Below are 24,982 nucleotides of genomic sequence, written 5' to 3'. Positions count from 1 at the left end.
GCTCGCAAAACATTGTCTCAGAAGATCGAAGACTACGCGTTGATCGGCGACTGCGAGACCGCGGCGCTGGTCGGGCGCAACGGCTCGATCGACTGGCTGTGCTGGCCGGCCTTCGATTCCGACGCCTGCTTTGCCGCAATCCTTGGGACGCACAAGAACGGTCGTTGGCTGATCGCGCCGACCGAGGACGTTACCGCAATTTCGCGCCGCTATCTCGACAATACCCTCATCCTCGAAACGCGCTTTGAGACCAAGAGCGGCACCGTCGCGCTGATCGACTTCATGCCGCCGCGCGGCAAGGCGTCCGACATCGTGCGTCTGGTCCGCGGCATTGCCGGCACGGTCAAGATGCGGATGGAGCTCGTGATCCGCTTCGGCTTTGGCGTCGACATTCCCTGGGTGCGCCGCTGCGAGGACGGATCGCTGCTGGCGATCGCCGGCCAGGACATGACGGTGCTGAGGACGCCGGCCAAGACCCGCGGCGAGGATCTGACCACGGTCGCGGACTTCGAAGTGGCAGCCGGCGAGACCGTGCCCTTCGTGCTGACTTACGGCCCGTCGCATCTCGATCCGCCCGAACCGATCGATCCGGAGATCGCGCTTCAGGAGACCGAGACATTCTGGAAGGAGTGGAGCAGCCGCTCTACCCATGACGGCGAGTATCGCGATCTCATCATGCGCTCGCTGATCACGCTGAAGGCGCTGACCTTCGCCCCCACCGGCGGCATCGTGGCGGCGCCGACCACCTCACTGCCGGAAAAGCTCGGCGGCGCCAGGAACTGGGACTATCGCTTCTGTTGGCTGCGCGATGCCACTTTCACGCTGCTGGCGCTGATGAACTCCGGCTACACCGAAGAAGCCTCGGCCTGGCACAATTGGCTGCTGCGCGCGGCCGCCGGCGCGCCGTCGAACATGCAGATCATGTACGGTATCTGGGGCCAGCGGCGGCTGCTGGAATGGGAAGCAGGTTGGCTCGACGGCTATGAGGGCGCGCAGCCGGTGCGCATCGGCAATGCCGCACATGCCCAGCTCCAGCTCGATGTCTACGGCGAGCTGATCGACGCCTTCCATCAGTCTCGGATGGCCAAGCTGAAGCTCGACGATGAAGCGACCTGGTCGCTGGAGCGTGCCGTGCTGGATCATCTGGCCGAGGTCTGGGATCAGCCCGATCACGGCATCTGGGAGCGGCGCGGGGAACCCCGGCACTACGTCTTCTCCAAGGTGATGACCTGGGTCGCCTTCGACCGCGGCATCAAGAGCGCCGAGACCTTTGGCTTCAAGGCGCCGCTGCTGCACTGGCGTGCGCTGCGCGAGGCCATTCATCGCGACGTCTGCCACAGGGGTTTTGACGCCGAAGAGAATGCCTTCGTCGAGTCCTATGGCTCAAAACTGCTCGATGCCAGCGTGCTGCTGCTGTCGGCGGTCGGTTTCCTGCCGGCATCGGATCCGCGTATCCGCGGCACCATTGCGGCCGCTGAGAAGCACATGATGCGCGACGGCTTTGTGCTGCGGCACGATCCACGCGAAGTGTCCGAGGAGCAGCAGCCGATCGAGGGCGCGTTCCTGGCCTGTAGCCTGTGGCTGGCCGACGCTTATGTGCTCTCAGGCGACCTCGACAAGGCACAAGCGCTGTTCGATCGCGTCGCCGGGCTTGCGAATGATGTCGGATTGTTGGCTGAGGAGTACGACTCCGTCGCGCGCCGCCAGACCGGCAATTTCCCGCAGGCGCTGACGCATATCGCGCTGATCAACACCGCGCATAATCTCTCGGTGGCGAGGCATGCCAGCGAGAAGCCGGCGATGCAGCGGTCGCAATAGCCTCAGCCCACCCCGTTCCACTTCAAGATCATCTCCATCGCCTCGGCAAAACCGTCCTGCTCGTTCGTCGCCGTGACGTTGGTGGCCTGCTCCTTGACGCTGTCGGTGGCGTTGCCCATGGCGATCGATGTGCCGCTGACGCGGAACATCGCGAGATCGTTCTGCATGTCGCCGATCGTGGCGACCGCATTGGTCGCAATGCCCAGGCGCTTTGCCATCGCCTGCACGAAGGTGCCCTTGTCGAAGCCGGGCGGCGTGATGTCGAGATAATAGGTCTGTGAACGCACCGCAGTCGCCTGCGTGCCGAGCGCCGCCTGCATCGCTTTTTCGCAAGCCTCCAGGCCGGCCGCATCGGCGCTCGCGCCGACGATCTTGCAGGCGCTTGCGAGGTACGGCGAAAAATCCGTCACGATGGTCGGATCGGACCGGATCGTGTGCTGCTCATGCGCGACGTATTTGCCGCTGGGGTTGTCGATCAGCCATTTGTCGTAGGTGAACAGCCAGATGTCGGCGCCGAACTCGCGGAGGATTTGTAGGGACCGTTCGGCGGCGCTGGCGGGGATCAGATGCTGCTCGACCGGATTCATCTCGGGATCGACGATCGAGGAGCCGTTGAACGGGCCGACCGGCAGCCAGAGCGCGAGCGGCTCGATCAGGAAGCGCATGCCGATCGCGGGGCGGCTCGAGGTGATGGTGAAGCCGATGCCGGCCTGGTGCAGCCGCCGCACGGCGTTCCGGGCGCGGTCGGTCAGCGTCTTGTCCTTGGTCAGCAGCGTGCCGTCGACGTCGGAAACCACGAGTGAGATTTGCGTCATGGCATGACCTTAGGTTTCACGGCCTTGGGTTTGTCGCCGCCTAGTTTCAATTGCCGCACGATGCCGTCCACGATCGCCTCGACGGATTCGTCGATCGACGCCGTGATGACATGCTCGCCCGCCTCGGGCGGCTCGAGCGTGTTGAATTGGCTGGTCAGGAGCCCGGGCGGCATGAAATGGCCCTTGCGGTGGGCGAGCCGGTCGGCGATCAGCTGCTGCGTGCCCTTCAGGAAGACGAAGCGGACGTCGTCGCGTCCACGCAACAGCACGTCACGATAGGTGTGCTTCAGCGCCGAGCAGGCGATGATGACGTGCTCGCCTCGCTCGCAGACCCTTGCAATCTCGTCGGCGATGGCATTGAGCCAGGGCCAGCGGTCCTCGTCGGTGAGCGGATGGCCGGCCCGCATCTTCGCGACATTGCTGGCGGGGTGAAAGCTGTCACCGTCCTCAAAGCGCCAGCCGAGGCGTTTGCCGAGCAATTCCGCAACCGTGCTCTTGCCCGAGCCCGACACGCCCATCACGATCAATGCACAAGGTGCTTCAGCGCCCGCCACGAATTCCCTCCGGAAGCGCGGCCTGGTCGACCAGCCAGACGGTCTCGCCATTCGAGCGCGCGCGTACAGCCGGCAGAGTCTCGCCATTGAGGAGGCGCGTCAAGATCGGCTGCTTATCATGCCCCGCAATCTCGAACAGCATTTCGCGGCAGGACGCCAGCGCGGGCAAAGTCAGCGAGACCCGCGGCACGAAGGGCGCGACATTGGCCTTGGGGACGCCGACGACCCAGCGCTGCGTCTCCTCGATCGCGGGATAGCCCGGGAAGAGCGAGGCGGTGTGGCCGTCCGGTCCGGCGCCCATCAAAACCAGGTCGAACAGCGGCCGCGCCGGATCGAGGCTTTCAGCGCCGTAGAAGGTTTGCAGCTCGCGGGCATAGGCCTCGGCGCTGGCATCGGGATTTTCAGCCGTGGTCGGGATGGGATGGATATGGCCGGACGGTGCGCTGTGATCGAGAAAGGTCGCGCGTGCGACTGCCATGTTGTTGAGGGGATCGCTCGAAGGCACGAAACGCTCGTCACCGATGAACCAATGCACGCGATCCCACGGGATTCTGCCGCGCCAGCCATCGCTTCCGAGCAATTGATAGAGCTTCTTCGGGCTGGAGCCGCCGGTGAGGCAGATCGCGATGCGCCCGGGATTGGCCGAAATCAGCGCCATCACCCGTTCGGCGGCAGCCTGCGCGAGCGCCTCGCCATCAGCCACGACGATCAGCTTCGGCTGGACGGCCGCTGTCATCACGTAAACTTCCGCCAGCTACGTCCGTCGCGCTTCAGCAGCTCATCGGCGCAGGCAGGGCCGTCGCTGCCGGCAGGATAGGTTTCGATGCCGTTGGTGCCGGCCTGCTTCCAGGCGTCCAGGAATGGCTGAACTGCCTGCCATCCGGCTTCGACGCCGTCAGCGCGCTGGAACAGGATGTTGTCGCCGATCATGCAGTCGTAGATCAGCGTCTCGTAGCCGGTCGAGGGATCGGCCCGGAAATAGTCGCCGTAGCGGAACTTCATCTCGACGCCGTCGATGGTGATGCTGGGTCCCGGAATCTTGGCGTTGAACTGAAGCTCGATGGTCTCGGTTGGCGCAATGCCGATGGTGAGAAAGTTTTGCGACAGACGGTCGACCGCCGTGCCCGAGAACATCGACAGCGGCGCCTGCTTGAACTTGATCGCGACTTCGGTGCGCTTGTGACCCAGCGCCTTGCCGGTGCGCAGATAGAAGGGCACGCCGGCCCAGCGCCAATTGTCGATCATCAGTTTCAGCGCGACATAGGTCTCGGTGGTGCTGCCGGGCTTGACGTCCTCGGTCTTGCGATAGTCGGTGATTTCGTCGTCGCCGATGCGGCCGGCGAGATATTGGGCGCGGACTGAGCTCTTCAGCGCTTCCTCCGCATTCGGCTGCTGGATCGCGGCGAGAACCTCGGCCTTCTCGGAGCGCACGGAATGGGCGTCGAAGCGGGCGGGTGGCTCCATTGCGACCAGCGACATCAGCTGGAACAGATGGTTCGGCACCATGTCGCGCAACGCGCCGGTGGCATCGTAGAAGCCGCCGCGATGGCCGACGCCGAGCTTCTCTTCCACCGTGATCTGGATGTGGTCGATGTGGTTGCGATTCCAGATCGGCTCGAACATGCCGTTGGCAAAGCGCAGCACCAAAATGTTCTGCACCGTCTCCTTGCCGAGGTAATGATCGATCCGGTAGATCTGGTGCTCGTCCATGATCTTGAGCAGTTCGGCATTCAACGCGCGCGCCGAGACGAGATCGGTGCCGAACGGTTTTTCGATCACCAGCCGCCGCCAGGCGCCGTTCTCCCTCATCATACCGGTGCGGCCGAGCTCGCGCGCGGTAGGCGCGAACGCGGCCGGCGGCGTGGCCAGATAGAACAGCCGGTTGCCGCCGGTGTCCTGCGCGCATTCGAGCGAATCCAGATGCTCGCGCAAGCGGTCGAACGAGGGGGGATCCTTCGGATCGGCCTCGACGAAGGTCACGCATTGCAGCAGCTTCTGGGCAACGACGTCGTCCACGGGACGGGTCGCGAACTGGCGCAGGCCCTTCAGCAGGCTGTCGCGCAGCTCGTCATCCGACTGGCTGTTGCGGGCCACGCCGACGACGCAGAACTTCTCCGGCAGCATGTGCTCGGCCGCCAGATTGTAGAGAGAGGGCATCACCAGCCGGTGGGTGAGGTCTCCGGTCACGCCAAAAATGACGAAGGCGCAATTTTCCGGCTTGCGCTTTGCTTGCGGGTCTTTTGTCACGAATGATCGGCCTTCGCTTTTGTTGTTATTTCGACTTTGCTGCGTCCGGCTGCTTCGGCTCCTTGTGGCCGCCAAAACCCGCGCGCATCGCGGAGAGAATTTTTTCGGCGAAGGTGTGTTCCTGGCGGGAACGGAAACGTGCGTAGAGCGCCGCGGTCAGGACTTCGGCCGGCACCGCTTCGTCGATTGCCGCATTCACGGTCCAGCGGCCCTCACCGGAATCCTCCACGAAGCCGGAATATTCGGAGAGCGTCGGGTTGTCGGCGAGCGCGGTTGAGGTGAGGTCGAGCAGCCAGGACGGGATCACGCTGCCGCGCCGCCAGACTTCGGCGATGTCAGGGAGATTGAAATCGAAACGATGATCCGCCGGCAGGGCATCGATATTGGCGTTCTTGAGGATGTCAAAACCTTCGGCATAAGCCTGCATCAGGCCGTATTCGATGCCGTTGTGGATCATCTTGACGAAATGACCGGCGCCGACGGGGCCGGCATGGATATAGCCCTGCTCGATGCGAGGGTCGCGGCCGTCACGTCCCGGCGTAAGCGGAATGTCGCCGGCGCCGGGCGCCAGCGCAGCAAAGATTGGATCGAGCCGGTCGACCACCTGCTTCTCGCCGCCGATCATCATGCAATAGCCGCGGTCGAGGCCCCAGACGCCGCCGGACGTGCCGACGTCGACATAGTGGATGCCGCGCTCTTTCAGCGCTTTGCCGCGGCGGACGTCGTCCTGCCAGAAGGTGTTGCCGCCGTCGATGATGACGTCGCCTTCCTGCATCACGCCTGCGATCGTGTCGATCGTCGCTTCGGTGATGCGCCCCGCGGGCAGCATCACCCAGGCCGTGCGCGGCCGCTCGAGTTTGGCGATGAACTCTTCCAGGGTTGCCGATCCCTGCGCGCCGTCTGCGGCCAGGCCGGCGACGGCCTTGGCGTCCTTGTCATAGACCACGGTCGAATGGCCGTGGCGCATCAGCCGGCGAACGATGTTGCCGCCCATCCGGCCGAGGCCGATCATGCCGAGTTGCATTTGAAAGATCCCCTTAATTCAGTGCGTTCGTGAGCGCGGCGTTGAGCGCCGCCAGACCTTTCTTGAGCGGACCCTTCAGGTGCACCCGAAGCGCACGCCGGCCGCGCTCGGTGAGCACGTCGAAATCGCCGCGCGCCTGCGCCGCCTTGATCACGCCAAAGCTCGCCTTCTGGCCCGGCACCGGAAGATCCTTGGCATCATCCGCGGTGATCTGGAGGAACACGCCGCTGTCGGGTCCGCCCTTGTAGGCCTGCCCCGTGGAATGCAGGAAGCGCGGCCCGAACTCCGCACAAGTCGCGACGTGACGCTTCTCGCGCACCTCGAGCCGCATCGCCTGGAGCGCATCGATGGTAGCCTTGTCGCGCGCGATGTAGCCGAGCAGGGCGACATAGTCGCCATGGTTGGAGCGGGAGAGATGCGCCTTCAGCCATGAGGTGAGGTCGCCGTTGGCGCCGGCGGCGCGGAGTGCCGCGGCGTTGGTCGCGTCGGTGTAGAGATCGGCCTCCGCGGTGCTGACCACCGGCTGCTCGGCCGGCAGCGCGCCGGTCTTCTCGAACGATGACGTCAGCTCACGGGTCTTGATCTTGGCCGCCTCCACGTCGGGCTGGTCGAACGGGTTGATGCCGAGGATCGAACCGGCAACAGCCGTCGCCATCTCGAAGCGGAAGAACTCCTGGCCGAGATAGTCGATCGACTTCATCACAATGCGCACGATCGGGTGGCCGGCCGCTTCGATCGCGGAAAGCTTTGAGTCATGGGCGGCATCTGCCTCGCCCTCGGTACGGATGTCGATGAAGAAGCGGTCGTTGCCGTAAAGCGAAGGTTCGCCCAGCGGCTCGCCGGCGATCGGGATCAGGCCCTTGCCTTCCTTGCCGGTCGATTCCGCGATGAGCTGCTCGGCCCAGGCGCCGAAATCGGCGATCTTGTTCGACGACAGGATCGTCACCTTGTCGCGGCCTTCGAGCCCGGCGAGGCCCATGGCAAGCCCAAGCTGCACGCCCGGATTTTCCTGCGGCGGCACGTCCGGTCCGCAAGAGCGGGCCATCGAAAGCGCGTGCTTGATCAGGGTCTTGACGTCGATGCCCGCGGTTGCCGCCGGCACCAGGCCGAACGGCGAGAGCACCGAATAGCGTCCGCCGATCGAGGGCTCGCCGTGGAAGATGCGAGCATAGTTCAGCTTCTTGGCGGCCTTCTCCAGCGACGAGCCGGGATCGGTCACGGCGATGAAGCGATAGCCGGTCTTGACCTTCGGGCCGACCGCCTGCGCGACGCGCTCGTGGAAATAATCCTTCATCGCGTTTGGCTCGGTGGTGCCGCCCGACTTGCTGGAGACGATGAACACGGTGTTGGCGATGTCGATCCTGGCTTCCATCGCCCGCACCTGCGCCGGATCGGTCGAATCCAGTACGTGCAGCTTCGGGAAGCCTGACTTCCGCGCAAACGTCTCGGCCAGCACTTCCGGTCCGAGGCTCGATCCACCCATGCCGAGCACGACGGCATCGGAGAATTTCTGGCCCTTCACGCGGTTGGCATAGTCCTCATAGTCGGCGACGTCGGCCTTGGCCGCGCTGTCGAGCCAGCCGAGCCATTTGTCCTCGTCCGTGCCGGTCCAGACCGATTTGTCGCGCTGCCACAGCTTGCGGATCTTTGCAGAGGCGCGCCACTCCTCGGTGCTCTTTGCGACCGCCTTGCCGAGCCCGTCGCCGAGCGACAATTGCTGGCGATCGATTGCCGGCCCGAGCACGGTGGCGCGCTTGTGGGCGACCGCGCCATAGAGCTTGTCGGCGGCATCGGCAAACTGCTTGACGCCGTCCTTGACGAGCTCCTCGGTGATGGCATCGAGCGAGACGCCGGAGCGCTCCAGCTCTTCCAGCACGCGGCGGGCGTCGTCGACATTTTCTTCCAGGCTGTCGCGCGCCTTGCCGTGGTCTCGGAACGCATCGAGCGTTGCCGGCGGCACGGTGTTGACGGTGTCTGGCCCGATCAATTCCTCGACATAGAGGACGTCGCTGTAATCCTTGTTCTTGGTGCCGGTCGAGGCCCACAGCATGCGCTGCGGCTTGGCGCCCTTGGCGGCGAGCTTGTCCCAGCGCGGGCCCGAGAACAGCCGCTTGTAGTCCTGATAGGCCACCTTGGCATTCGCAATCGCGACCTTGCCCTTGAGCGCGGCCAGCCGTTCCTTCTCGGATGGGTCGTTGGCGCGTGCGATCTTCTCGTCGAGCTGCTTGTCGACCACCGAGTCGATGCGGCTGACGAAGAAGCTCGCCACGCTTGCGACATGCGACGGGTCTCCCCCGCCTGCGACGTATTTTTCGAGACCGGCGAGATAGGCCTCGGCCACCTCCAGATACACCGCCTTCGAGAACAACAGCGTGATGTTGATGCTGATGCCGTCGCCGATCAGCGTTTCGACCGCCGGCAGGCCCTCCGGCGTCGCCGGTACCTTCACCATCAGGTTCTTGCGATTGACGTCCTTCCAGAGCCGCCGTGCCTCGGCGACCGTGCCGGCGGTGTCCATTGCCAGGTAGGGCGAGACCTCGAGGCTGACATAGCCGTCATGGCCCTTGAGCCTGTCATAGACCGGGCGCAGCACGTCGGCGGCGCTCTGGATGTCCTCGATCGCGACGGTCTCGAACAGGTCGGCCACCGTCCGGTCGCCGCGCTTCAGCGCCTTGCCGATCGGGGCGTCGTATTCGTCCGAGCTGCCGATCGCCTTCTCGAAGATCGACGGGTTCGAGGTGACGCCCTTGACGCCGTCGGTGTCGATCAGCCGCTTCAAATCGCCCTTGGCGATGAAGCCGCGGGCCAGGAAGTCCAGCCAGACGGCTTGTCCGTGCTTTTCCAGTTCTTTGACGGGATTCATGATGTTTATTTATCTCCAAGCCTGCGGGCGAGGGGTTTCCGCGCCGGTCCTGACGCGCTATCCTGTAGCTTACATGCTCCCGGGAGGGAACCAATCAAGGGCATTGGCGTCATACTCTCAGTGTAACTCCGTCGCGATCATGACGATCCAGGCGGCAGTGGTGATTTTGCGTAATAAAAATCATTGGCCGGTGTGGTTCGGCCGAGGTCTTGTTGCGTAATTTCGACTTGTCGCGTCACGGAGTGTCGTCAGTGGATTCCGGTCCCGCCTGACGCATCATTAGCTCGGTCGCGAATGGCCATGCTGGGGGAAAGCATGCACGCACATCCTGATGGTGTCGCCGACAGCCCGCAATCGGTCGCGCCGGCCGTCTGCATCGACGCGACCCACGATCTCGAAATCGGTCAATGCGTCACGCGCCTGCGGCTGCTGGTCGCGGCGGGCTTCGCCATGACGCTGCTCAGCGCAGGCCTTGTCTTCGACTGGTGGGACGGCATCGGCGAATACGATACGGCGATGGGCTATGCCGGTGTCGCGGTGTTCGGCCCGATCACCTCGTGGCTGATCTGGTTGCTGCCGGGCGAGCGGGGGCCGGTCGTGATCGTCACCCCCTACGGCATCCGTGATCTTCGGGTCGGCAATGAATTTCTGCTGTGGGACTCGATTGCGGATGTTTCGGCTGAGGACTGCCGCGGGCACAAGGTGATTGTGCTGACGCCGACGCCGGCGTTGCTGCGGCAGCTATCCTGCATCCGCGCCGCCTCGCGCGCTACGCAGGCGGACCGCATCGTCATTCAGCCCGAGGGGCTGGCGACGGATTTTGACACATTGCTGCGCGCCTGCCGCGACTGTCATGCTGCCAGCGATTCACGCACCGCATTGCGGCGAGACCGCGATCACGGCGCGCAAGGCCTGGCCGCACAAGCGTCATAAAGCTGCCGCCGGCCCGCGGCTATGCTGCGCTGCCGGATGGCCTATACCCCGGTAACGCCCGGATGTTGCGGTGAGGCGACATTTGCTGGAAATTAGCGAATACAGGTATAGATTCGCATAAATAACAGGCAGGTGCCTGTTCGTAACTCACCCGATGCCTACGTTGTGCGTTGCGTGGTGAAGGCCCGCGGGTGTCGAATGATCGTCATGTGCACACGCTGATTCGAGAGTGGCGCTAAGGAACGGTCCGGTCGCTGCTTTCGTTCAGTTGTGTAGCGGAACTCACGCGGAGAGGGATCATGTACAACGATTCGCTATTCAACGCTTTCGCTAAGTCGTTCGAGGCGAGAAGCCAGCACGACATGTCGATGGCGGAATATCTGGAATCGTGTCGAAGCGATCCCATGAAATACGCCAATGCAGCCGAACGATTGCTAGCGGCGATCGGTGAGCCCCAGACCATTGACACGGCCAAGGACCCACGCCTTGGCCGTATTTTTTTGAACCGCACGATCCGTACCTATCCGGCCTTCGCCGGCTTCTACGGCATGGAAGAAACCATCGAGCGCATCGTCGGTTTCTTCCGGCACGCGGCGCAAGGCCTCGAAGAGCGCAAGCAGATCCTCTATCTGCTCGGCCCGGTCGGCGGCGGCAAATCCTCGCTCGCCGAGCGGCTGAAGTCGCTGATGGAAGTGCATCCGATTTACGTGCTCAAGGCCGGCGATGAACTCTCGCCCGTGTTCGAGAGCCCGCTCAGCCTGTTCGATCCCGATCAGCTCGGGCCGATGCTGGAAGAGAAGTACGGCATTCCGCGCCGGCGTCTCACCGGCCTGATGAGCCCGTGGTGCTACAAGCGGCTCGAGGCCTTCGGCGGCGACATTTCCCAGTTCAGGGTCGCAAAAATCCAGCCGTCGCGGCTGCGCCAGATCGGTATCGCCAAGACCGAGCCCGGTGACGAGAACAACCAGGACATCTCCTCGCTGGTCGGCAAGGTCGATATCCGCAAGCTTGAGACCTACGCGCAGAACGATCCCGACGCCTACAGCTATTCCGGCGGCCTCAACCGCGCCAACCAGGGCGTGCTCGAGTTCGTCGAGATGTTCAAGGCGCCGATCAAGATGCTGCATCCGCTGCTGACCGCGACGCAGGAAGGCAACTACATCGGCACCGAGAATATCGGCGCGATCCCGTTCACCGGCGTCATCCTCGCGCACTCGAACGAAGCCGAGTGGTCGAGCTTCAAGGCCAACAAGAACAACGAAGCCTTCATCGACCGCATCTGCGTGATCAAGGTGCCTTATTGCCTGCGCATCACGGAAGAGCAGAAGATCTACGAGAAGCTGATCCAGGGCTCCGAGCTCGCGGCCGCACCCTGCGCGCCCTCGACGCTGGAGACGCTGGCCCGGTTCTCGGTGATGTCGCGCCTGCGCAAGCACGAGAATTCCACGACGTACGCCAAGATGCGGGTTTACGACGGCGAAAGCCTGAAGGAATCCGATCCGAAGGCGCGCAGCGTCCAGGAATATCGCGATGCCGCCGGCGTCGACGAGGGCATGGACGGCGTGTCCACCCGCTTCGCCTTCAAGATCCTGGCTGCGACCTTCAACCACGATCCGCAGGAAGTCGCCGCCGACGCCGTGCATCTGATGTACGCGCTGGAACAGTCGATCAAGCGCGAGCAGCTGCCTGAGGAAGTCGAGAAGCGCTACCTCGAATTCATCAAGGCGGACCTTGCGCCGCGTTATGCCGAGTTCATCGGAAACGAAATCCAGAAGGCTTATCTCGAATCCTACTCGGATTACGGCCAGAACCTGTTCGACCGCTACGTCGATTACGCCGATGCCTGGATCGAGGACCAGGACTTCAAGGATGCCGACACCGGCCAGCTGCTCGATCGCGAATTGTTGAACCAGGAACTGACCAAGATCGAGAAGCCGGCGGGCATCGCCAACCCCAAGGATTTCCGCAACGAGGTGGTCAAATTCTCGTTACGGTCGCGCGCCCAGAACGGCGGCAAGAATCCGACCTGGATTTCCTACGAGAAGATTCGCGATGTGATCGAAAAGCGGATATTCTCTCAGGTCGAGGACCTGCTTCCGGTCATCTCGTTCGGGTCGAAGAAGGACGGCGAGACGGAGAAAAAGCACGGCGAGTTCGTCGCACGCATGGTGGAGCGCGGCTACACCGAGCGTCAGGTTCGCCGCCTGGTCGAATGGTACATGCGCGTGAAGCAAGCCGGTTGAGGCGGATGAGAAAGTGGCCATTCACATTATTGACAGGCGCCTGAATCCAGGCGGCAAGAGTCTTGAGAACCGGCAGCGGTTCTTGCGTCGGGCCAAATCCCTGGTGCAGGGCGCCGTCAAGAAGACCTCGCAGGAACGCGACATCAAGGACGTCCTGGAGGGTGGTGAGGTCACGATTCCTCTCGACGGCATGCATGAGCCCCGTTTCCGCCGTGAAGGCGGGACGCGGGACATGGTGCTGCCCGGCAACAAGAAGTTCATCGAGGGCGACTACCTCCAGCGCTCCGGCCAGGGCAGCGCCAAGGATTCCGGTCCGGGCGAAGGCGACAGCGAAGACGCCTTCCGCTTTGTGCTGAGTCGCGACGAGTTCGTTGATCTCTTCCTCGACGATCTCGAGCTTCCCGATCTCGCCAAGCGCAAGATCGCGCAGACCGAGAGCGAAGGCATCCAGCGCGCCGGCTACACCACGTCGGGCTCGCCATCCAACATCTCGGTGAGCCGGACGGTTCGGCGCGCAATGGCGCGCCGTATCGCACTCAAGCGTCCCAGTAAGGACGAGATCGAAGAGCTGGAAGCCGCCATTGCCGCATGCGCGGATGAGGACGAGCGTTTAGTGCTGCTCGCCCAGCTCGAAAAACTGAAGGCGAAATCCAAGCGGATTCCCTTCATCGATCCGATCGACATCCGCTATCGCCGCTTCGAGACGGTCCCGAAGCCGGTCGCGCAGGCCGTGATGTTCTGCCTGATGGACGTCTCCGGCTCGATGTCCGAGCACATGAAGGATCTCGCGAAGCGCTTCTACATGCTGCTCTACGTGTTCCTGAAGCGCCGCTACAAGCATGTCGAGATCGTCTTCATTCGCCACACCGACCGCGCCGAGGAGGTCGACGAGCAGACCTTCTTCTACGGTCCGGCGTCCGGCGGCACGCTGGTCTCCAGCGCGCTCCAGGCGATGCACGAGATCGTGCGCGAGCGCTTCAATCCGTCGGACTGGAATATCTACGCCGCCCAAGCCTCCGACGGCGACAATTCCTATTCCGACGGCGAGCTCACGGGCATGCTGCTGACCGACAAGATCCTGCCGGCCTGCCAGTTCTTTGCCTATCTCGAGGTCGGCGAGTCCGGCGGCAGCGCCTTCGATCTCTCCGACTCCTCGCTCTGGACCCTTTATGACCGCCTGCGCAACAGCGGCGCACCGCTCTCGATGCGCAAGGTCAGCGAGCGCAGCGAGATCTTTCCGGTGTTCCACGACCTGTTCCAGCGCCGCGAAACCCAGGAGAAAGCCGCTCCATGACGGAACGCTTGTTCGAAGGCGCGGATTGGGATTTTCACACCTTGCAGCGCATTACGGACGCCTGCGAGGAGGTGGCGACGAACGATCTCGGCCTCGACGTCTATCCGAACCAGATCGAGGTCATCACCGCCGAGCAGATGCTGGATGCGTATTCGTCGGTCGGCATGCCGCTGTTCTACAAGCACTGGTCCTTCGGCAAGCACTTTGCCTATCACGAGGCGTCATATCGCAAGGGCCTGATGGGGCTCGCCTATGAGATCGTGATCAACTCCTCGCCCTGCATCTCCTACCTGATGGAGGAGAACACGGCGACGATGCAGACGCTGGTGATCGCGCACGCCGCCTTCGGCCACAACCACTTCTTCAAGAACAATTACCTGTTCAAGCAGTGGACCGACGCCGACGGCATCCTGGACTATCTCGACTTCGCCAAGAACTATGTGATGAGCTGCGAGGAGCGCTACGGCCGCACCGAGGTCGAGCGCACGCTGGATGCCGCGCATGCGCTGATGTCGCACGGTATCGACCGCTATCCCGGCAAGAAGAAGCTGGATCTGCGCGCCGAAGAGAAGCGGGCAGGTCGCCGCCGCCAGCACGAGGAAGAAGTCTTCAACGATCTCTGGCGCACTGTGCCCAAGGGCGCGTCCAAGACCAAGTCTGCGCTGAGTATCGAACGCCGCCGCAAGCTGCTCGGCCTGCCGCAGGAAAACCTGCTCTATTTCCTGGAAAAGAGCGCGCCCCGGCTCGCCCCCTGGCAGCGCGAACTGCTGCGCATCGTCCGCCACATCGCGCAATATTTCTATCCGCAGAGCCAGACCAAGGTGATGAACGAGGGGACGGCGACCTACGTCCACTATCGCATCATGACCAAGCTGCACCAGCAGGGTCGCATCACCGACGGCAACTTTCTCGAATTCCTGCAATCGCACACCAATGTGGTGTTCCAGCCCGAATTCGATGATCCGCGCTACTCCGGCTTCAATCCCTATGCGCTCGGCTTCGCAATGATGCAGGACATCGAGCGTATCGTCACCAGTCCATCGGACGAGGACCGTGAATGGTTCCCGGATATCGCCGGCAAGAACGACGTGATGGGCGTGCTGCGTGACGTCTGGGCCAATTACCGCGACGAAAGCTTCATCGCCCAGTTCCTGAGCCCGAAGCTGATGCGGCAGCTCCGCATGTTCCATCTGCATGACGATCCCGAGGAGCGCGCCGGCATCCGCGTCGATGCCATCCACGACGAGCGCGGCTTCCGCCGCGTGCGGCGCGAGCTGGCGCGGCAGCATGATGTCGGTTACATCGATGCCAATATCGAGGTGGTCGACGTCGATCTCTCCGGCGACCGCCGGCTGATCCTGCACCACCGCGTCATCAAGGGTTCGCAGCTCAACGAGACCGATGCCAAGCGGGTGCTCCAGCATCTCGCCGATCTCTGGACCTATGACGTGGCGCTGATCGAGGTCGACGCCAACGACAAGGTCTTGCGCGAATATGTCGTGAGCCCGCGCCCGATCACCGCGGCGGCGTGACGCCGCCGGCTACGCCGAACGCTTCTTTGCCGGCTTGCTTTTGACCTTGGACGCGTTCAGGGCCACGGCGGCGCGGATGAGCGTCTTCAGCGCCTTCTCATTGATTTTCGCGCCCTCGTGAAAATCGATCGCGCGCCGCACATTTCCCTCAAGGCTCGAATTGAACAGGCCGGCCGGGTCATCCAGCGCCGCGCCCCTGGCAAACGTCATCTTGACGACGGCCTTGTAGGTCTCGCCGGTGCAGATGATGCCGTCGTGCTCCCACACCGGAACGCCGCGCCATTTCCATTCCTCGACCACGTCGGGATCGGCATCCTTGATCAGGCCACGAATCCGCCTGAGCATCTCGCCGCGCCAATCACCGAGCTCGTTGATTCTGCCGTCGATCAGTTTCGAGGGGGAGGCGCTGGTCGCGTCTTTCGCGCTGTTCTTTTTCGCCGTACTCGTCGCCTTCTTCATGATCCTGCCTTTTCGGTATCGAACTATCTCCAGCGTCGTTGCGAGCGCGGTCGCTGGCGCTCAGTCGGCTCGCGCCAGCAGCTCGTCCAGCTTGGCAAAAAACTGCTTCCAGCCGGCATGTGCGCCGCCATAGGCCTGCTTCTGGCTGGGACGGAAGCCTGCTTGCTCGACGCGCAAATGGGTGCCCGCGCCCGTCGGGGTCAGCGTGAACGTCACCACGCTCTTGAGATCGTAGGCCGCGTCCTCATGCGTGAAATTCCAGGTGTAGGCGAGCGATCGCTGCGGCTCGATGGCGAGGACCTCGCAGTCCAGCACGCCGCCCCATTCGCCGCGAAGATTGAAGCGGTGACCGACGGTGGGCTTGAAGTCGTTCTTCATCAGCCATTCCTCGATCAGATGCGGTTGCGTCAGCGCGCGCCACAGCCGCTCCGCCGGGGCGGCAAATTCGCGCTCGATGACGACGGAACGGGTTTCAGTCGCGGCTTCTGTCATTGGTCCATCCTCTTCAGGAGATCGTCCAGCGCATCGAGCCGGTTCTGCCAGAACCCGGCCATCTGGCTGGTCCAGTCGATCAGCGGATCGAGCGCGCCGGGTTGGGCGCTGTAATGGGTTTGCCGTCCCTCATGGCGGTCGCGAACGAGGCCAGCCTGCTTCAGCGCGCCGAGATGTTTTGAGACCGCCGGCTGGGAAACGCCGGATCGCGCCGTCAGTGCCCCGACCGTCTGCTCCCCTTCGCGGCATAGCCGCTCGAAGATGGCCCGCCGGGTCGGATCGGCGAGGGTCCTGAACAGAAGATCGGGTGCGGCAGACATGCAGAATCCATAACCAGTCAGTTATGGATTAATTCATAACCGTAGAGTTATGGGTAAGTCAAGTGCGACGCGGCAGATTTTGGGGGCGTAGCTCGACGCTAAGGCCGCAAATACAGATACCCCTGTGATTGCAACTCGGCTAGGCGAACCACGCCGCCTTTCTCCGCGCTGACGAATCCGGGCAAGAGATCCGTGAGCGTGATGTTCTGCGCCTTCATCGTGTTGCCGCAGGCGGCAAGCTCGACGCCGTCCTTGGAGAAATCGCCGATCCGTTTGCTGATGTCAGGGTTGGCCTGCGCCCAGTGAAACGCCTTCAGCGCCGGCCCGTGGATCACCAGCGCGATGGTCACATGGTCGGGGCCGCCGACGCCGTCGATGTGGTTCTGGATGTTGCCGAGCACGAAATTGACCTTCTCGGCGTCGCTGAGATGGTAGACGACCTTGAGCTTGTTCGAAGGTGCGGCTTCGGTCGCGGCCTGGGCCCGCGAGGCGGCAAACGCTGCGCCCAGGGCGGAGACGGTGCTCCACAAGATGTTCCGGCGGTTCATGGCGATCTCCCTCGAAGCATGATCCGGAAAAGTGCAAAGCAGTTTTCCGGAAAGATCATGCGCAAAAACAACGATTGCGTCTGACTTTGCCGGACACATATCATTTGTGGCGGAGCGCGGCGAGTTCCTTGCGATCGGTCACGAGGGCGGCGCACTCGCTGTTGTCGGCCCGGTCGAGCCGGAAAATCCCGTCGTCGGGGCCCGCGACCAGCGATCGTTCGGCCTCGTCGTCCGGCTTGTTGTGCAGCCAAACCCTGACGCTCGCGAGCCGCACGATGGCTGATTTGTCGTCCTTCGACAGCGCGACGCCGATGCCGCCGCCTTCGCAGTCGACACCGCAGCCGAGGCGGGTCTCGTTGCCGTCCTTCACGAATATCACATGATGGCAGGAGCCGCTGGAATCGAAATCGCCCGAGCGGTGGCGGTATCTGAAGCCAAGCCGGAACGAGTTGTGGAGCTGCTTGTCTTCCTCATCGACTTCCGCCGAGACCAGCAGCTTCATCGAAGCGACCTTCTGCTTGGGATGCCGCGCCAGATGGTCGGCATCGTAGCGGCGCACGAAGCAGGCATAAGCCTTGTTGCCCGGAGTGCCCGCATACATCCGCGCATTGAAGGTCTCCGCTTCGGCCTTGCTGGCCTCGCGGATGTCGTCGGCCTCCTCGGCCCGGGCAGCGCCAATGAAGGCGGCAAGGGCAAGCGGCAGGACAAGGGCAAGCTTCATGATCGCACCGAACGCGTGAGCCGTTGACGGTCCGCTCGGGGACGATGAGGACCGGTATGCGGTTGGTCGCCGGCGAACCACGGCGCGTTCACGAGCTTTCGACACCGTCGTCGCAGGACAGATCTCAGATGGATGTTCCGCGCGTTGCTTAGTCGCGGGCTAGGCCGGGAAGGTTCAAGCAAAGGAAAGCCGCCGCTCCCTGGAACTCGATGTCGCGATTCCTTCGACGTTGTCCGAGTTCGTCAGTGTGATAGCCTTCACAGACAATTGTTTCTCTAAGTCGTATGTTGGGGCTGCCTCTTGCAAGTTTGTGGAGTGCCCCGCAATGGGCGAAATTCGCAATTTCAGGTCCGGAAGTCACGATGAGCCGCCGCCAAACGGCAGGATGTCTCGTCGTCTCGCGGCCATCATCGTCGGTGACATCGCCTCCTACAGTCGCCTGATGCAGGCCGACGAGGAGGGCACGCATGCCCGCGTCAAGCGGATCGAGCGGGATCTCATCGAGCCCAGTATCGTTGAGCACCATGGAAGCCTGGTGAAGACGACGGGCGACGGCTTCATCGCCATTTTCGACAGTCCCGTCGAGGCCGTTCGATGCAGTATCGTCATCCAGCAGAATCTCGTCGGCCGCAACGCCTCGCTTTCGAAGGATACCCGGATCGAATACCGGATCGGCGTCAATCTCGGTGACGTCATCGTGGAGCCGGACGACGTCTATGGCGACGGCGTCAACATCGCCACGCGGATCGAGGGTATCGCCGAGCCTGGCCAAGTCTACATCTCCGGCGCGATCTACGAGCAGATCAAGCACAAGGTGGTGTGCGGCTATGAATCGCTCGGGGACCGCAAGGTCAAGAACATCACCGATCCGGTGCGCGTCTATCGTGTACTGCCGGACGCAGATGCGGTCGGCAGGACGCGAGGCCGACGCGAGAACACCCTGATCTTTCTGCTGGGCATCACGCTGCTCGTCATCGCCAGCGGCGTGCTCTGGTATCTGCTGGCGCAGCCGCCCGGCCGGGTCGGCGAGCAGGCCGCCGTGCCCACCGTCTCTCCGGCCGTATCCCCGAGCCCGCAAGCTCCGCCGCGGGAAGCGGTGACAGCAACGCCGCAGCCGTCTTCCTCAGTGGCTTCGTCACCACCGTCGCCCGCCCCGGCGCCAAGCCCATCGATGACACCGGTCCGCGAACCCGAGATGATCGCCATTCGCGGCGGAAGCTTCGCAATGGGAAGCAACGATGATCCGACCGAACGTCCCGTCCACCAGGTCACGATCAAGCCATTCTCGATCGGAAAATATCCCGTGACAGTGCAGGAATGGAATGAATGCGCCGCCGCCAAGGCCTGCGGGTTCACCGCCACCGGCAAGGACGACGCGCCGATCACGAATGTGAGTTGGACCGACGCACAGCAATATGCCGCCTTTCTCGTGCAGACGACGAAGAAGCCCTACCGGCTCCCAAGCGAAGCCGAATGGGAATATGCGGCGCGCGGCGGAACGTCGACCAAATATTGGTGGGGCGACAAGCTCCAGCAAGGCATGGCGGGGTGCAAGGACTGCGGCGACGCAGCGACCGAGCAGCCGGCGAAAGTCGGCAGCTTCAGGCCCAATCCTTTTGGTCTCCACGACATGGGCGGCGCCGCCGATCAATGGGTCGAAGACTGCTGGCACAAGACCTATCAGGGCGCGCCCAATGACGGCTCGGCCTGGAGCAGTGGGGATTGCAGTTCGCACGTCCTGCGCTCGGGCTCCTGGAAGAACGACTCGAGATATGTGCGGCCGTCCAACCGCGACGGTTACGACACCAATGTTCGTTACCCGACGCATGGATTCCGCGTCGCGCTCAGTCCTTAACTGCCGGAGTCAATTTGATGCAAATCCTTCGCTGCGTTGCGCTGTCGGCGGTGCTCGCATTGCTCCCGGGCATGGCCTTCTCGCAGGGGAAGCCTGCTCCAAAGGACGCAAAGGTCTATTTTATCACCCCGTATGACGGGCAAAGGGTGCGCGGCGGATTCCTGGTCCGGTTCGGCTTGCGCAACATGGGTGTGACGCATGCCGGCGACGACTACCAGAACGCCGGCCACCATCATTTGCTGATCGACGTCAACGACCCCATCGATCCGAAGGAGCCGATCCTGCAGGACAAGTCGCATCTGCATTTCGGGGCAGGGCAGACCGAAACATTTCTCGAGCTTCCGCCCGGGACCCACACCCTGCAACTGGTGTTGGGCGATGCGAAACATTATCCGTTCGACCCGCCTGTCGTGTCGGACAAGATTACCGTCCGCGTCAGGCAGCCGCCTCAGCGCGGCAAATGATCACCGCAGGCTGGCGTTGAACTTGTCCAGCGCCGCCGAGCCCGGGCACAGCGTGTCCGCCTCCAGCGTGTTGAGCGGCGTCTCCACCGTGTTGAGATGCGTGTGCAGATCGTCTGCGTCGGGATCGACGTACAGGAGACCGGTGACGATCTGGCCCTTGGCGGCGTGCCTCGCGAGGAACGTCTGCGCGCCGAGCCGGTCATGCGGATCGTAGTCCGCATCGATCTTGCGCAGCGCGATCTTGCTGCCGTCATGCTGCTCGACCACCTGCACCGTGCCCGGCGCATAATCGACCGCGATCGGATCGCGGCCCACCAGCACGTCGAGCCGGTTCACGGCGTCATTGTGCTCGCGGACATAGTCAAAGCTCTTGGTCGAGCCGGCGTGGTTGTTGAAGGCGATGCAGGGGCTGATGACGTCGATAAAGGACGCGCCCTTGTGGCCGATCGCGGCCGCGATCAGCGGCACCAGCTGGGCCTTGTCACCGGAAAACGAGCGCGCGACGAAGGTGGCGCCGAGCTGCAACGCGATCGCGACGAGATCGATCGCGTTGTCGGTGTTGGTGACGCCCTTCTTGCTCTTCGAGCCACGGTCGGCGGTTGCCGAGAACTGGCCCTTGGTCAGGCCGTAGACGCCGTTGTTCTCGACGATATAGGTCATGTTGACGCCGCGCCGGATCGAATGCGCGAACTGGCCGAAACCGATCGAGGCGGAATCGCCGTCGCCGGAGACGCCGAGATAGATCAGGTCGCGGTTGGCGAGGTTGGCGCCTGTCAGCACCGAGGGCATGCGGCCGTGCACGGAGTTGAAGCCGTGCGAATTGCCGAGAAAATAATCCGGCGTCTTCGACGAGCAGCCGATGCCGGAGATCTTGGCAACCCTATGCGGCTCGATCGAGAGCTCGTAGCAGGCCTCGATGATCGAGGCCGTGATCGAATCATGGCCGCAGCCGGCGCACAGCGTCGAGATCTTGCCCTCGTAGTCGCGATGCGTGTAGCCGAGTTCGTTCTTCTTCAACCCGGGGTGATGGAATTTCGGCTTGGCAATGTAGGTCATGATACGGCCTTGCGGAGCGGGGTCACCTTGAGGTGATCCTGGTGGTCGCCAATGGCTTTTGCGATGTAACGGGCGGTGATCGGTGAGCCGTCGTAATGCACGATCGGCACGAGGCGTACCGGGTCGATGCCGTTCTCGTTGACGATGAGCTGACGGAGCTGGCTGTCGCGGTTCTGCTCGACCACATAGACGAAATCGTGCTCGGCGAGGAAGCTCGCTACGCTCGAATGGAACGGGAAGGCGCGGATGCGGAGGCGGTCGAGCTGATGCCCGCGTGCCTCGAGCATCCCGATCGCTTCGTCCATCGCAGGCGAGGTCGAGCCGAAATAGATCACGCCATATTTGGTCGGCCGCTCCGCATTGGCTTGCAGCGGTCGCGGCACCAGATCCTGCGCGGTCTCGAACTTGCGAACGAGGCGCTGCATGTTGTCGGCATAGACCGAGCCTTCCTCGGAGTAGCGCGCATAGCGGTCGCGCGAGGTGCCACGGGTGAAATAGGAGCCCTTGGTCGGATGCGTGCCGGGATAGGTGCGGTAGGGGATGCCGTCGCCGTCGACGTCGAGATAGCGGCCGAAGTCGCGGCCTTCGTCCAGCATCTGTGCGGTCATCACCTTGCCGCGGTCGTACTGCTTGGAATCGTCCCACTTCAGCGGACGGCTGAGGCGGTGGTTCATGCCGATGTCGAGATCGAGCATCAGGAAGATCGTGGTCTGGAGCCGCTCGGCGAGATCGAAGGCGGCTGCCGCAAACTCGAACGCTTCCGCCGGGTCTTCCGGGAACAACAGCACATGCTTGGTGTCGCCATGCGAAGCATAGGCGCAGGCGATGATGTCGCATTGCTGGGTGCGGGTCGGCATGCCCGTCGAGGGGCCGGCGCGCTGGATGTTCATGATCACGGCCGGGATCTCGGCGAAGTATGAGAGGCCGATGAACTCCGTCATCAAGGAGATGCCGGGGCCGGATGTCGCGGTGAAGGCGCGGGCGCCGTTCCAGGAGGCGCCAATGACGATACCGATTGAAGCCAGTTCGTCCTCGCCCTGGACGATGGCGTATTTCGCCTTGCCGGTCGCGGGATCGTGCCGGTACTTCTTGCAGTGGGCGGTGAAAGCTTCCGCCACCGACGAGGACGGCGTGATCGGATACCAGGCGCATACGGTGGCGCCGCCATAGACGGCGCCGAGAGCGGCGGCGCTGTTGCCCTCGATGAAGATGCGGTCGCCGACCTTGTCGGATTTCTTCACCCGCAGCCCGGTCGGGCATTTCAGGTTTTGCAGCGCCCAGTCGCGGCCGAGATGCAGCGCGTGGACGTTGGAGGAGAGCAGCTTCTCCTTGCCCTTGTACTGTTCGCCGATCAGCTGCTCGATCAGCTTGGGGTCCATGTCGAGCAGCGCCGAGAGCGCGCCCAAATAGATGATGTTCTTGAACAGCTGACGCTGGCGCGGATCGGTGTAGGTCGAGTTGGTGATCGCGGTCAGGGGCACGCCGATCACGGTGATGTCGTCGCGGAATTTTGTCGACGGCAGCGGCTTGGTGGAATCGTAGAACAGATAGCCGCCGGGCTCGATGCCGGCGACGTCCTTGTCCCAGGTCTGCGGGTTCATCGCCACCATCATGTCGACGCCGCCGCGGGCGCCGAGATGGCCTTCTTCCGTCACCCGTACCTCGTACCAGGTCGGCAGGCCCTGGATGTTGGAGGGAAAGATGTTGCGCGGTGATACCGGCACGCCATGGCGCAGGATCGCGCGCGCGAACATTTCGTTGGCGCTGGCCGAGCCCGATCCGTTGACGTTGGCAAAGCGGACGACGAAGTCGTTTACGCTGCTGATCGGCTTTTTGTCGGACATGCTGAACCTGCTTGGGTCATTTCGATCAAATACTTCTGCATGTCCCAGGCTCCTGTGGGACAACGCTCGGCGCACAGCCCGCAATGCAGGCAGACATCCTCGTCCTTCACCATCACGCGCCCGGTCTTGAGGTCGCTGGACACGTAGAGATCCTGGTCCGGATGGAGCGAAGGCGCCTTCAGGTACTGGCGCAGATCGGCTTCCTCGCCATTCTCCGTGAAGGTGATGCAGTCCATCGGGCAGATGTCTACGCAGGCATCGCACTCGATGCAGAGCGAGGTCGAGAACACGGTCTGGACGTCGCAGTTCAGGCAACGCTCGGCTTCGCCGAGCGCGAGCTTGACGTCGTAACCGAGCTCGACCTCGGTACGGATGTCCTTCAGCGCAATCACCTTGTCGCGGTGCGGCACCTTGAAGCGCTTGTCGTTGGAAATGTCGTTGTCATAGCTCCACTCGTGAATGCCCATCTTCTGCGAAGAGACATGCACCTCCGGCAGCGGCCGTTCGGTGATGTCCTCGCCCGAGAGCAGCTTGTGGATCGACAACGCGGCGTCATGGCCCTGCGCCACCGCCCAGATGATGTTCTTCGGGCCGAACGCGGCGTCGCCGCCGAAGAACACTTTTGGGTTGGTCGAGACGAACGTCTTCGGATCGACCTTGGGCATGTGCCATTTGTCGAACTCGATGCCGCAGTCCTGCTCGATCCAGGGAAAGGCGTTCTCCTGGCCGACCGCGACCAGCACGTCGTCGCATTCGATAGTCTGATCCGGCTCACCGGAAGGTACGAGATTGCGGCGCCCCTTGGCATCGTATTCGGCCTTCACCTTCTGGAAGGTGACGCCGGTCAGCTTGCCGTTGTCGTGGACGAAGGCGACCGGGACGAGGAAGTTGATGATCGGGATGTCCTCGTGGATCGCGTCTTCCTTCTCCCAGGGCGAAGCCTTCATCTCCTCGAAGCCGGAGCGCACGACCACCTTGACGTCTTCGCCGCCGAGGCGGCGCGCGGTGCGGCAACAATCCATCGCAGTGTTGCCGCCGCCGAGCACGATCACGCGCTTGCCGATCTTGTCGATGTGGCCGAACGACACCGATGACAGCCAGTCGATACCGATATGAACGTGGGCGGCGGCCTCCTTGCGGCCGGGAATGTCGAGCTCGCGGCCGCGCGGCGCGCCGGAGCCGACGAAGATCGCGTCATATTTCTCCGCGAGCAGCGCCTTCATGCTCTCGATGCGATGGCCGCCCTTGAACTCGACGCCCAGATTGAGGATGTAGCCGGTCTCCTCGTCGATCACCGAATTGGGCAGGCGGAATTTCGGGATCTGCGTCCGCATCATGCCGCCGGCTTCGGGATCGCCGTCGAACACAGTGCAGTGATAACCGAGCGGCGCGAGATCGCGCGCCACGGTCAGCGACGCCGGGCCACCGCCGACGAATGCAACGCGCTTGCCGTTCTTCGCGGAGGGCTTCGGCAAGCGATGCGTGATGTCGTCCTTGAAGTCGGCAGCGACGCGCTTGAGGCGGCAGATCGCAACCGGAGTCTCCTCGACGCGTCCGCGCCGGCACGCCGGCTCGCATGGACGATCGCAGGTGCGTCCCAGAATTCCGGGAAACACGTTCGATTTCCAATTGATCATATAGGCGTCGCTGTAGCGGCCTTGTGCGATCAGTCGGATGTATTCGGGAACCGGGGTGTGCGCAGGACAAGCCCATTGGCAATCGACCACTTTATGAAAGTAGTCGGGGGCCGCGATATCGGTTGGTTTCATTCCTACCCTGTCCGCGCAGGCTCAAAGACCCGGCGGCCTTTTCTTGAGCTTGGCGAACGCTAACGCGCTTCGATCTGGTTTCTGAATGACGTCATTGGGTTAGCTTATTAGAACCGCTCCGAAGTACAACG

21 protein-coding genes are annotated in these 24,982 nt (G+C 63.0%); 7 read left to right on the top strand and 14 right to left on the bottom strand.

From position 1 onward, the window contains the following. Positions 1–12 precede the first annotated feature (12 nt). Positions 13–1,818 (top strand): glycoside hydrolase family 15 protein, encoded by a 1,806-nt coding sequence (locus tag UB31_RS31510; protein ID WP_045013634.1) that lies wholly within the window; start codon positions 13–15, stop codon positions 1,816–1,818. A 2-nt stretch (positions 1,819–1,820) separates the two neighbouring features. On the opposite strand, the gene UB31_RS31505 is transcribed toward UB31_RS31510, so the two are convergent. The 6 genes from UB31_RS31505 to UB31_RS31480 are packed head-to-tail and all read right to left on the bottom strand — an operon-like array spanning position 1,821 to position 9,321. After that, complete coding sequence (locus tag UB31_RS31505; RefSeq protein ID WP_045013633.1) at positions 1,821–2,633, bottom strand: Cof-type HAD-IIB family hydrolase; 813 nt, start codon at positions 2,631–2,633, stop codon at positions 1,821–1,823. Beyond that, positions 2,630–3,187 (bottom strand): gluconokinase, encoded by a 558-nt coding sequence (locus tag UB31_RS31500; RefSeq protein ID WP_045013632.1) that lies wholly within the window; start codon positions 3,185–3,187, stop codon positions 2,630–2,632. Before UB31_RS31500 ends, UB31_RS31505 begins: the two co-directional genes overlap by 4 nt. Next, a complete protein-coding gene (pgl, locus tag UB31_RS31495) occupies positions 3,174–3,923 on the bottom strand; it encodes a 6-phosphogluconolactonase (RefSeq protein ID WP_045013631.1) in 750 nt (249 codons plus the stop codon). The genes UB31_RS31500 and pgl overlap by 14 nt, the downstream gene beginning before the upstream one ends. After that, on the bottom strand, positions 3,923–5,434 hold the full coding sequence (zwf, locus tag UB31_RS31490; RefSeq protein WP_045002088.1) for a glucose-6-phosphate dehydrogenase: 1,512 nt from the start codon (positions 5,432–5,434) through the stop codon (positions 3,923–3,925). Before zwf ends, pgl begins: the two co-directional genes overlap by 1 nt. Before the next feature lie 25 nt (positions 5,435–5,459). Continuing rightward, positions 5,460–6,458 carry a phosphogluconate dehydrogenase (NAD(+)-dependent, decarboxylating) gene (gnd, locus tag UB31_RS31485; RefSeq protein ID WP_045002090.1) on the bottom strand — a complete coding sequence of 333 codons (999 nt, stop codon included), beginning with the start codon at positions 6,456–6,458 and terminating at the stop codon, positions 5,460–5,462. A 13-nt stretch (positions 6,459–6,471) separates the two neighbouring features. Further along, positions 6,472–9,321, bottom strand: a complete 2,850-nt coding sequence (locus tag UB31_RS31480; protein WP_045013630.1) for a bifunctional transaldolase/phosoglucose isomerase — start codon at positions 9,319–9,321, stop codon at positions 6,472–6,474. Between the two features lie 294 nt (positions 9,322–9,615). On the opposite strand from UB31_RS31480, the gene UB31_RS31475 reads away from it, so the two are divergent. The 4 genes from UB31_RS31475 (at position 9,616) to UB31_RS31460 (ending at position 15,323) form a co-directional block, all read left to right on the top strand. Next, positions 9,616–10,254 (top strand): STM3941 family protein, encoded by a 639-nt coding sequence (locus UB31_RS31475; RefSeq protein ID WP_045013629.1) that lies wholly within the window; start codon positions 9,616–9,618, stop codon positions 10,252–10,254. Positions 10,255–10,553: 299 nt separating this feature from the next. After that, the gene (locus UB31_RS31470) at positions 10,554–12,497 is read left to right on the top strand and encodes a PrkA family serine protein kinase (protein ID WP_045002095.1); all 1,944 of its coding nucleotides are present in this window, start codon (positions 10,554–10,556) and stop codon (positions 12,495–12,497) included. Between the two features lie 19 nt (positions 12,498–12,516). Then, positions 12,517–13,791: a YeaH/YhbH family protein gene (locus UB31_RS31465; RefSeq protein ID WP_197087150.1), complete on the top strand. Its 1,275-nt coding sequence runs from the start codon at positions 12,517–12,519 to the stop codon at positions 13,789–13,791. Next, on the top strand, positions 13,788–15,323 hold the full coding sequence (locus UB31_RS31460) for a SpoVR family protein (protein ID WP_045002098.1): 1,536 nt from the start codon (positions 13,788–13,790) through the stop codon (positions 15,321–15,323). The genes UB31_RS31465 and UB31_RS31460 overlap by 4 nt, the downstream gene beginning before the upstream one ends. 9 nt (positions 15,324–15,332) lie before the next feature. Here the strand turns inward: UB31_RS31460 and UB31_RS31455 are convergent, their stop codons facing one another. From UB31_RS31455 to UB31_RS31435, 5 genes are all read right to left on the bottom strand, one after another. Continuing rightward, positions 15,333–15,782, bottom strand: coding sequence for a DUF1801 domain-containing protein (locus tag UB31_RS31455; RefSeq protein ID WP_045013628.1), 450 nt, complete (start codon positions 15,780–15,782; stop codon positions 15,333–15,335). A gap of 60 nt (positions 15,783–15,842) precedes the next feature. Next, a complete protein-coding gene (locus tag UB31_RS31450; protein ID WP_045013627.1) occupies positions 15,843–16,274 on the bottom strand; it encodes an SRPBCC family protein in 432 nt (143 codons plus the stop codon). After that, a complete protein-coding gene (locus UB31_RS31445) occupies positions 16,271–16,594 on the bottom strand; it encodes an ArsR/SmtB family transcription factor (protein WP_045013626.1) in 324 nt (107 codons plus the stop codon). The genes UB31_RS31450 and UB31_RS31445 overlap by 4 nt, the downstream gene beginning before the upstream one ends. 98 nt (positions 16,595–16,692) lie before the next feature. Continuing rightward, on the bottom strand, positions 16,693–17,142 hold the full coding sequence (locus UB31_RS31440; RefSeq protein ID WP_045002104.1) for a DsrE family protein: 450 nt from the start codon (positions 17,140–17,142) through the stop codon (positions 16,693–16,695). Positions 17,143–17,242: 100 nt separating this feature from the next. After that, entirely contained in the window at positions 17,243–17,863 is a 621-nt protein-coding gene (locus UB31_RS31435) for a hypothetical protein (protein ID WP_045013625.1), read from the bottom strand. 325 nt (positions 17,864–18,188) lie between these two features. Between UB31_RS31435 and UB31_RS31430 the strand changes: the two genes are divergently transcribed. Both UB31_RS31430 and UB31_RS31425 read left to right on the top strand, forming a co-directional pair. After that, entirely contained in the window at positions 18,189–19,718 is a 1,530-nt protein-coding gene (locus UB31_RS31430) for an SUMF1/EgtB/PvdO family nonheme iron enzyme (RefSeq protein WP_045013624.1), read from the top strand. Positions 19,719–19,735: 17 nt separating this feature from the next. Next, positions 19,736–20,182 carry a DUF4399 domain-containing protein gene (locus tag UB31_RS31425; RefSeq protein ID WP_045002109.1) on the top strand — a complete coding sequence of 149 codons (447 nt, stop codon included), beginning with the start codon at positions 19,736–19,738 and terminating at the stop codon, positions 20,180–20,182. Here UB31_RS31425 and UB31_RS31420 read toward each other — a convergent pair whose 3' ends face one another. From UB31_RS31420 to UB31_RS31410, 3 genes are read right to left on the bottom strand one after another with little or no spacing between them, the layout of a single operon-like run. Continuing rightward, complete coding sequence (locus tag UB31_RS31420; RefSeq protein WP_045002110.1) at positions 20,183–21,238, bottom strand: 2-oxoacid:ferredoxin oxidoreductase subunit beta; 1,056 nt, start codon at positions 21,236–21,238, stop codon at positions 20,183–20,185. After that, the gene (locus UB31_RS31415; RefSeq protein WP_045013623.1) at positions 21,235–23,082 is read right to left on the bottom strand and encodes a 2-oxoacid:acceptor oxidoreductase subunit alpha; all 1,848 of its coding nucleotides are present in this window, start codon (positions 23,080–23,082) and stop codon (positions 21,235–21,237) included. Before UB31_RS31415 ends, UB31_RS31420 begins: the two co-directional genes overlap by 4 nt. After that, the gene (locus UB31_RS31410; protein ID WP_045013622.1) at positions 23,052–24,851 is read right to left on the bottom strand and encodes an FAD-dependent oxidoreductase; all 1,800 of its coding nucleotides are present in this window, start codon (positions 24,849–24,851) and stop codon (positions 23,052–23,054) included. Before UB31_RS31410 ends, UB31_RS31415 begins: the two co-directional genes overlap by 31 nt. Between the last annotated feature and the right edge of the window lie 131 nt (positions 24,852–24,982).

Source organism: Bradyrhizobium sp. LTSP849, from assembly GCF_000938255.1.
In the GTDB taxonomy this organism is placed as follows: domain Bacteria; phylum Pseudomonadota; class Alphaproteobacteria; order Rhizobiales; family Xanthobacteraceae; genus Bradyrhizobium.
Note: the sequence above shows the minus strand (reverse complement) of the source record. Positions and strands in the feature narration are given on the sequence as shown.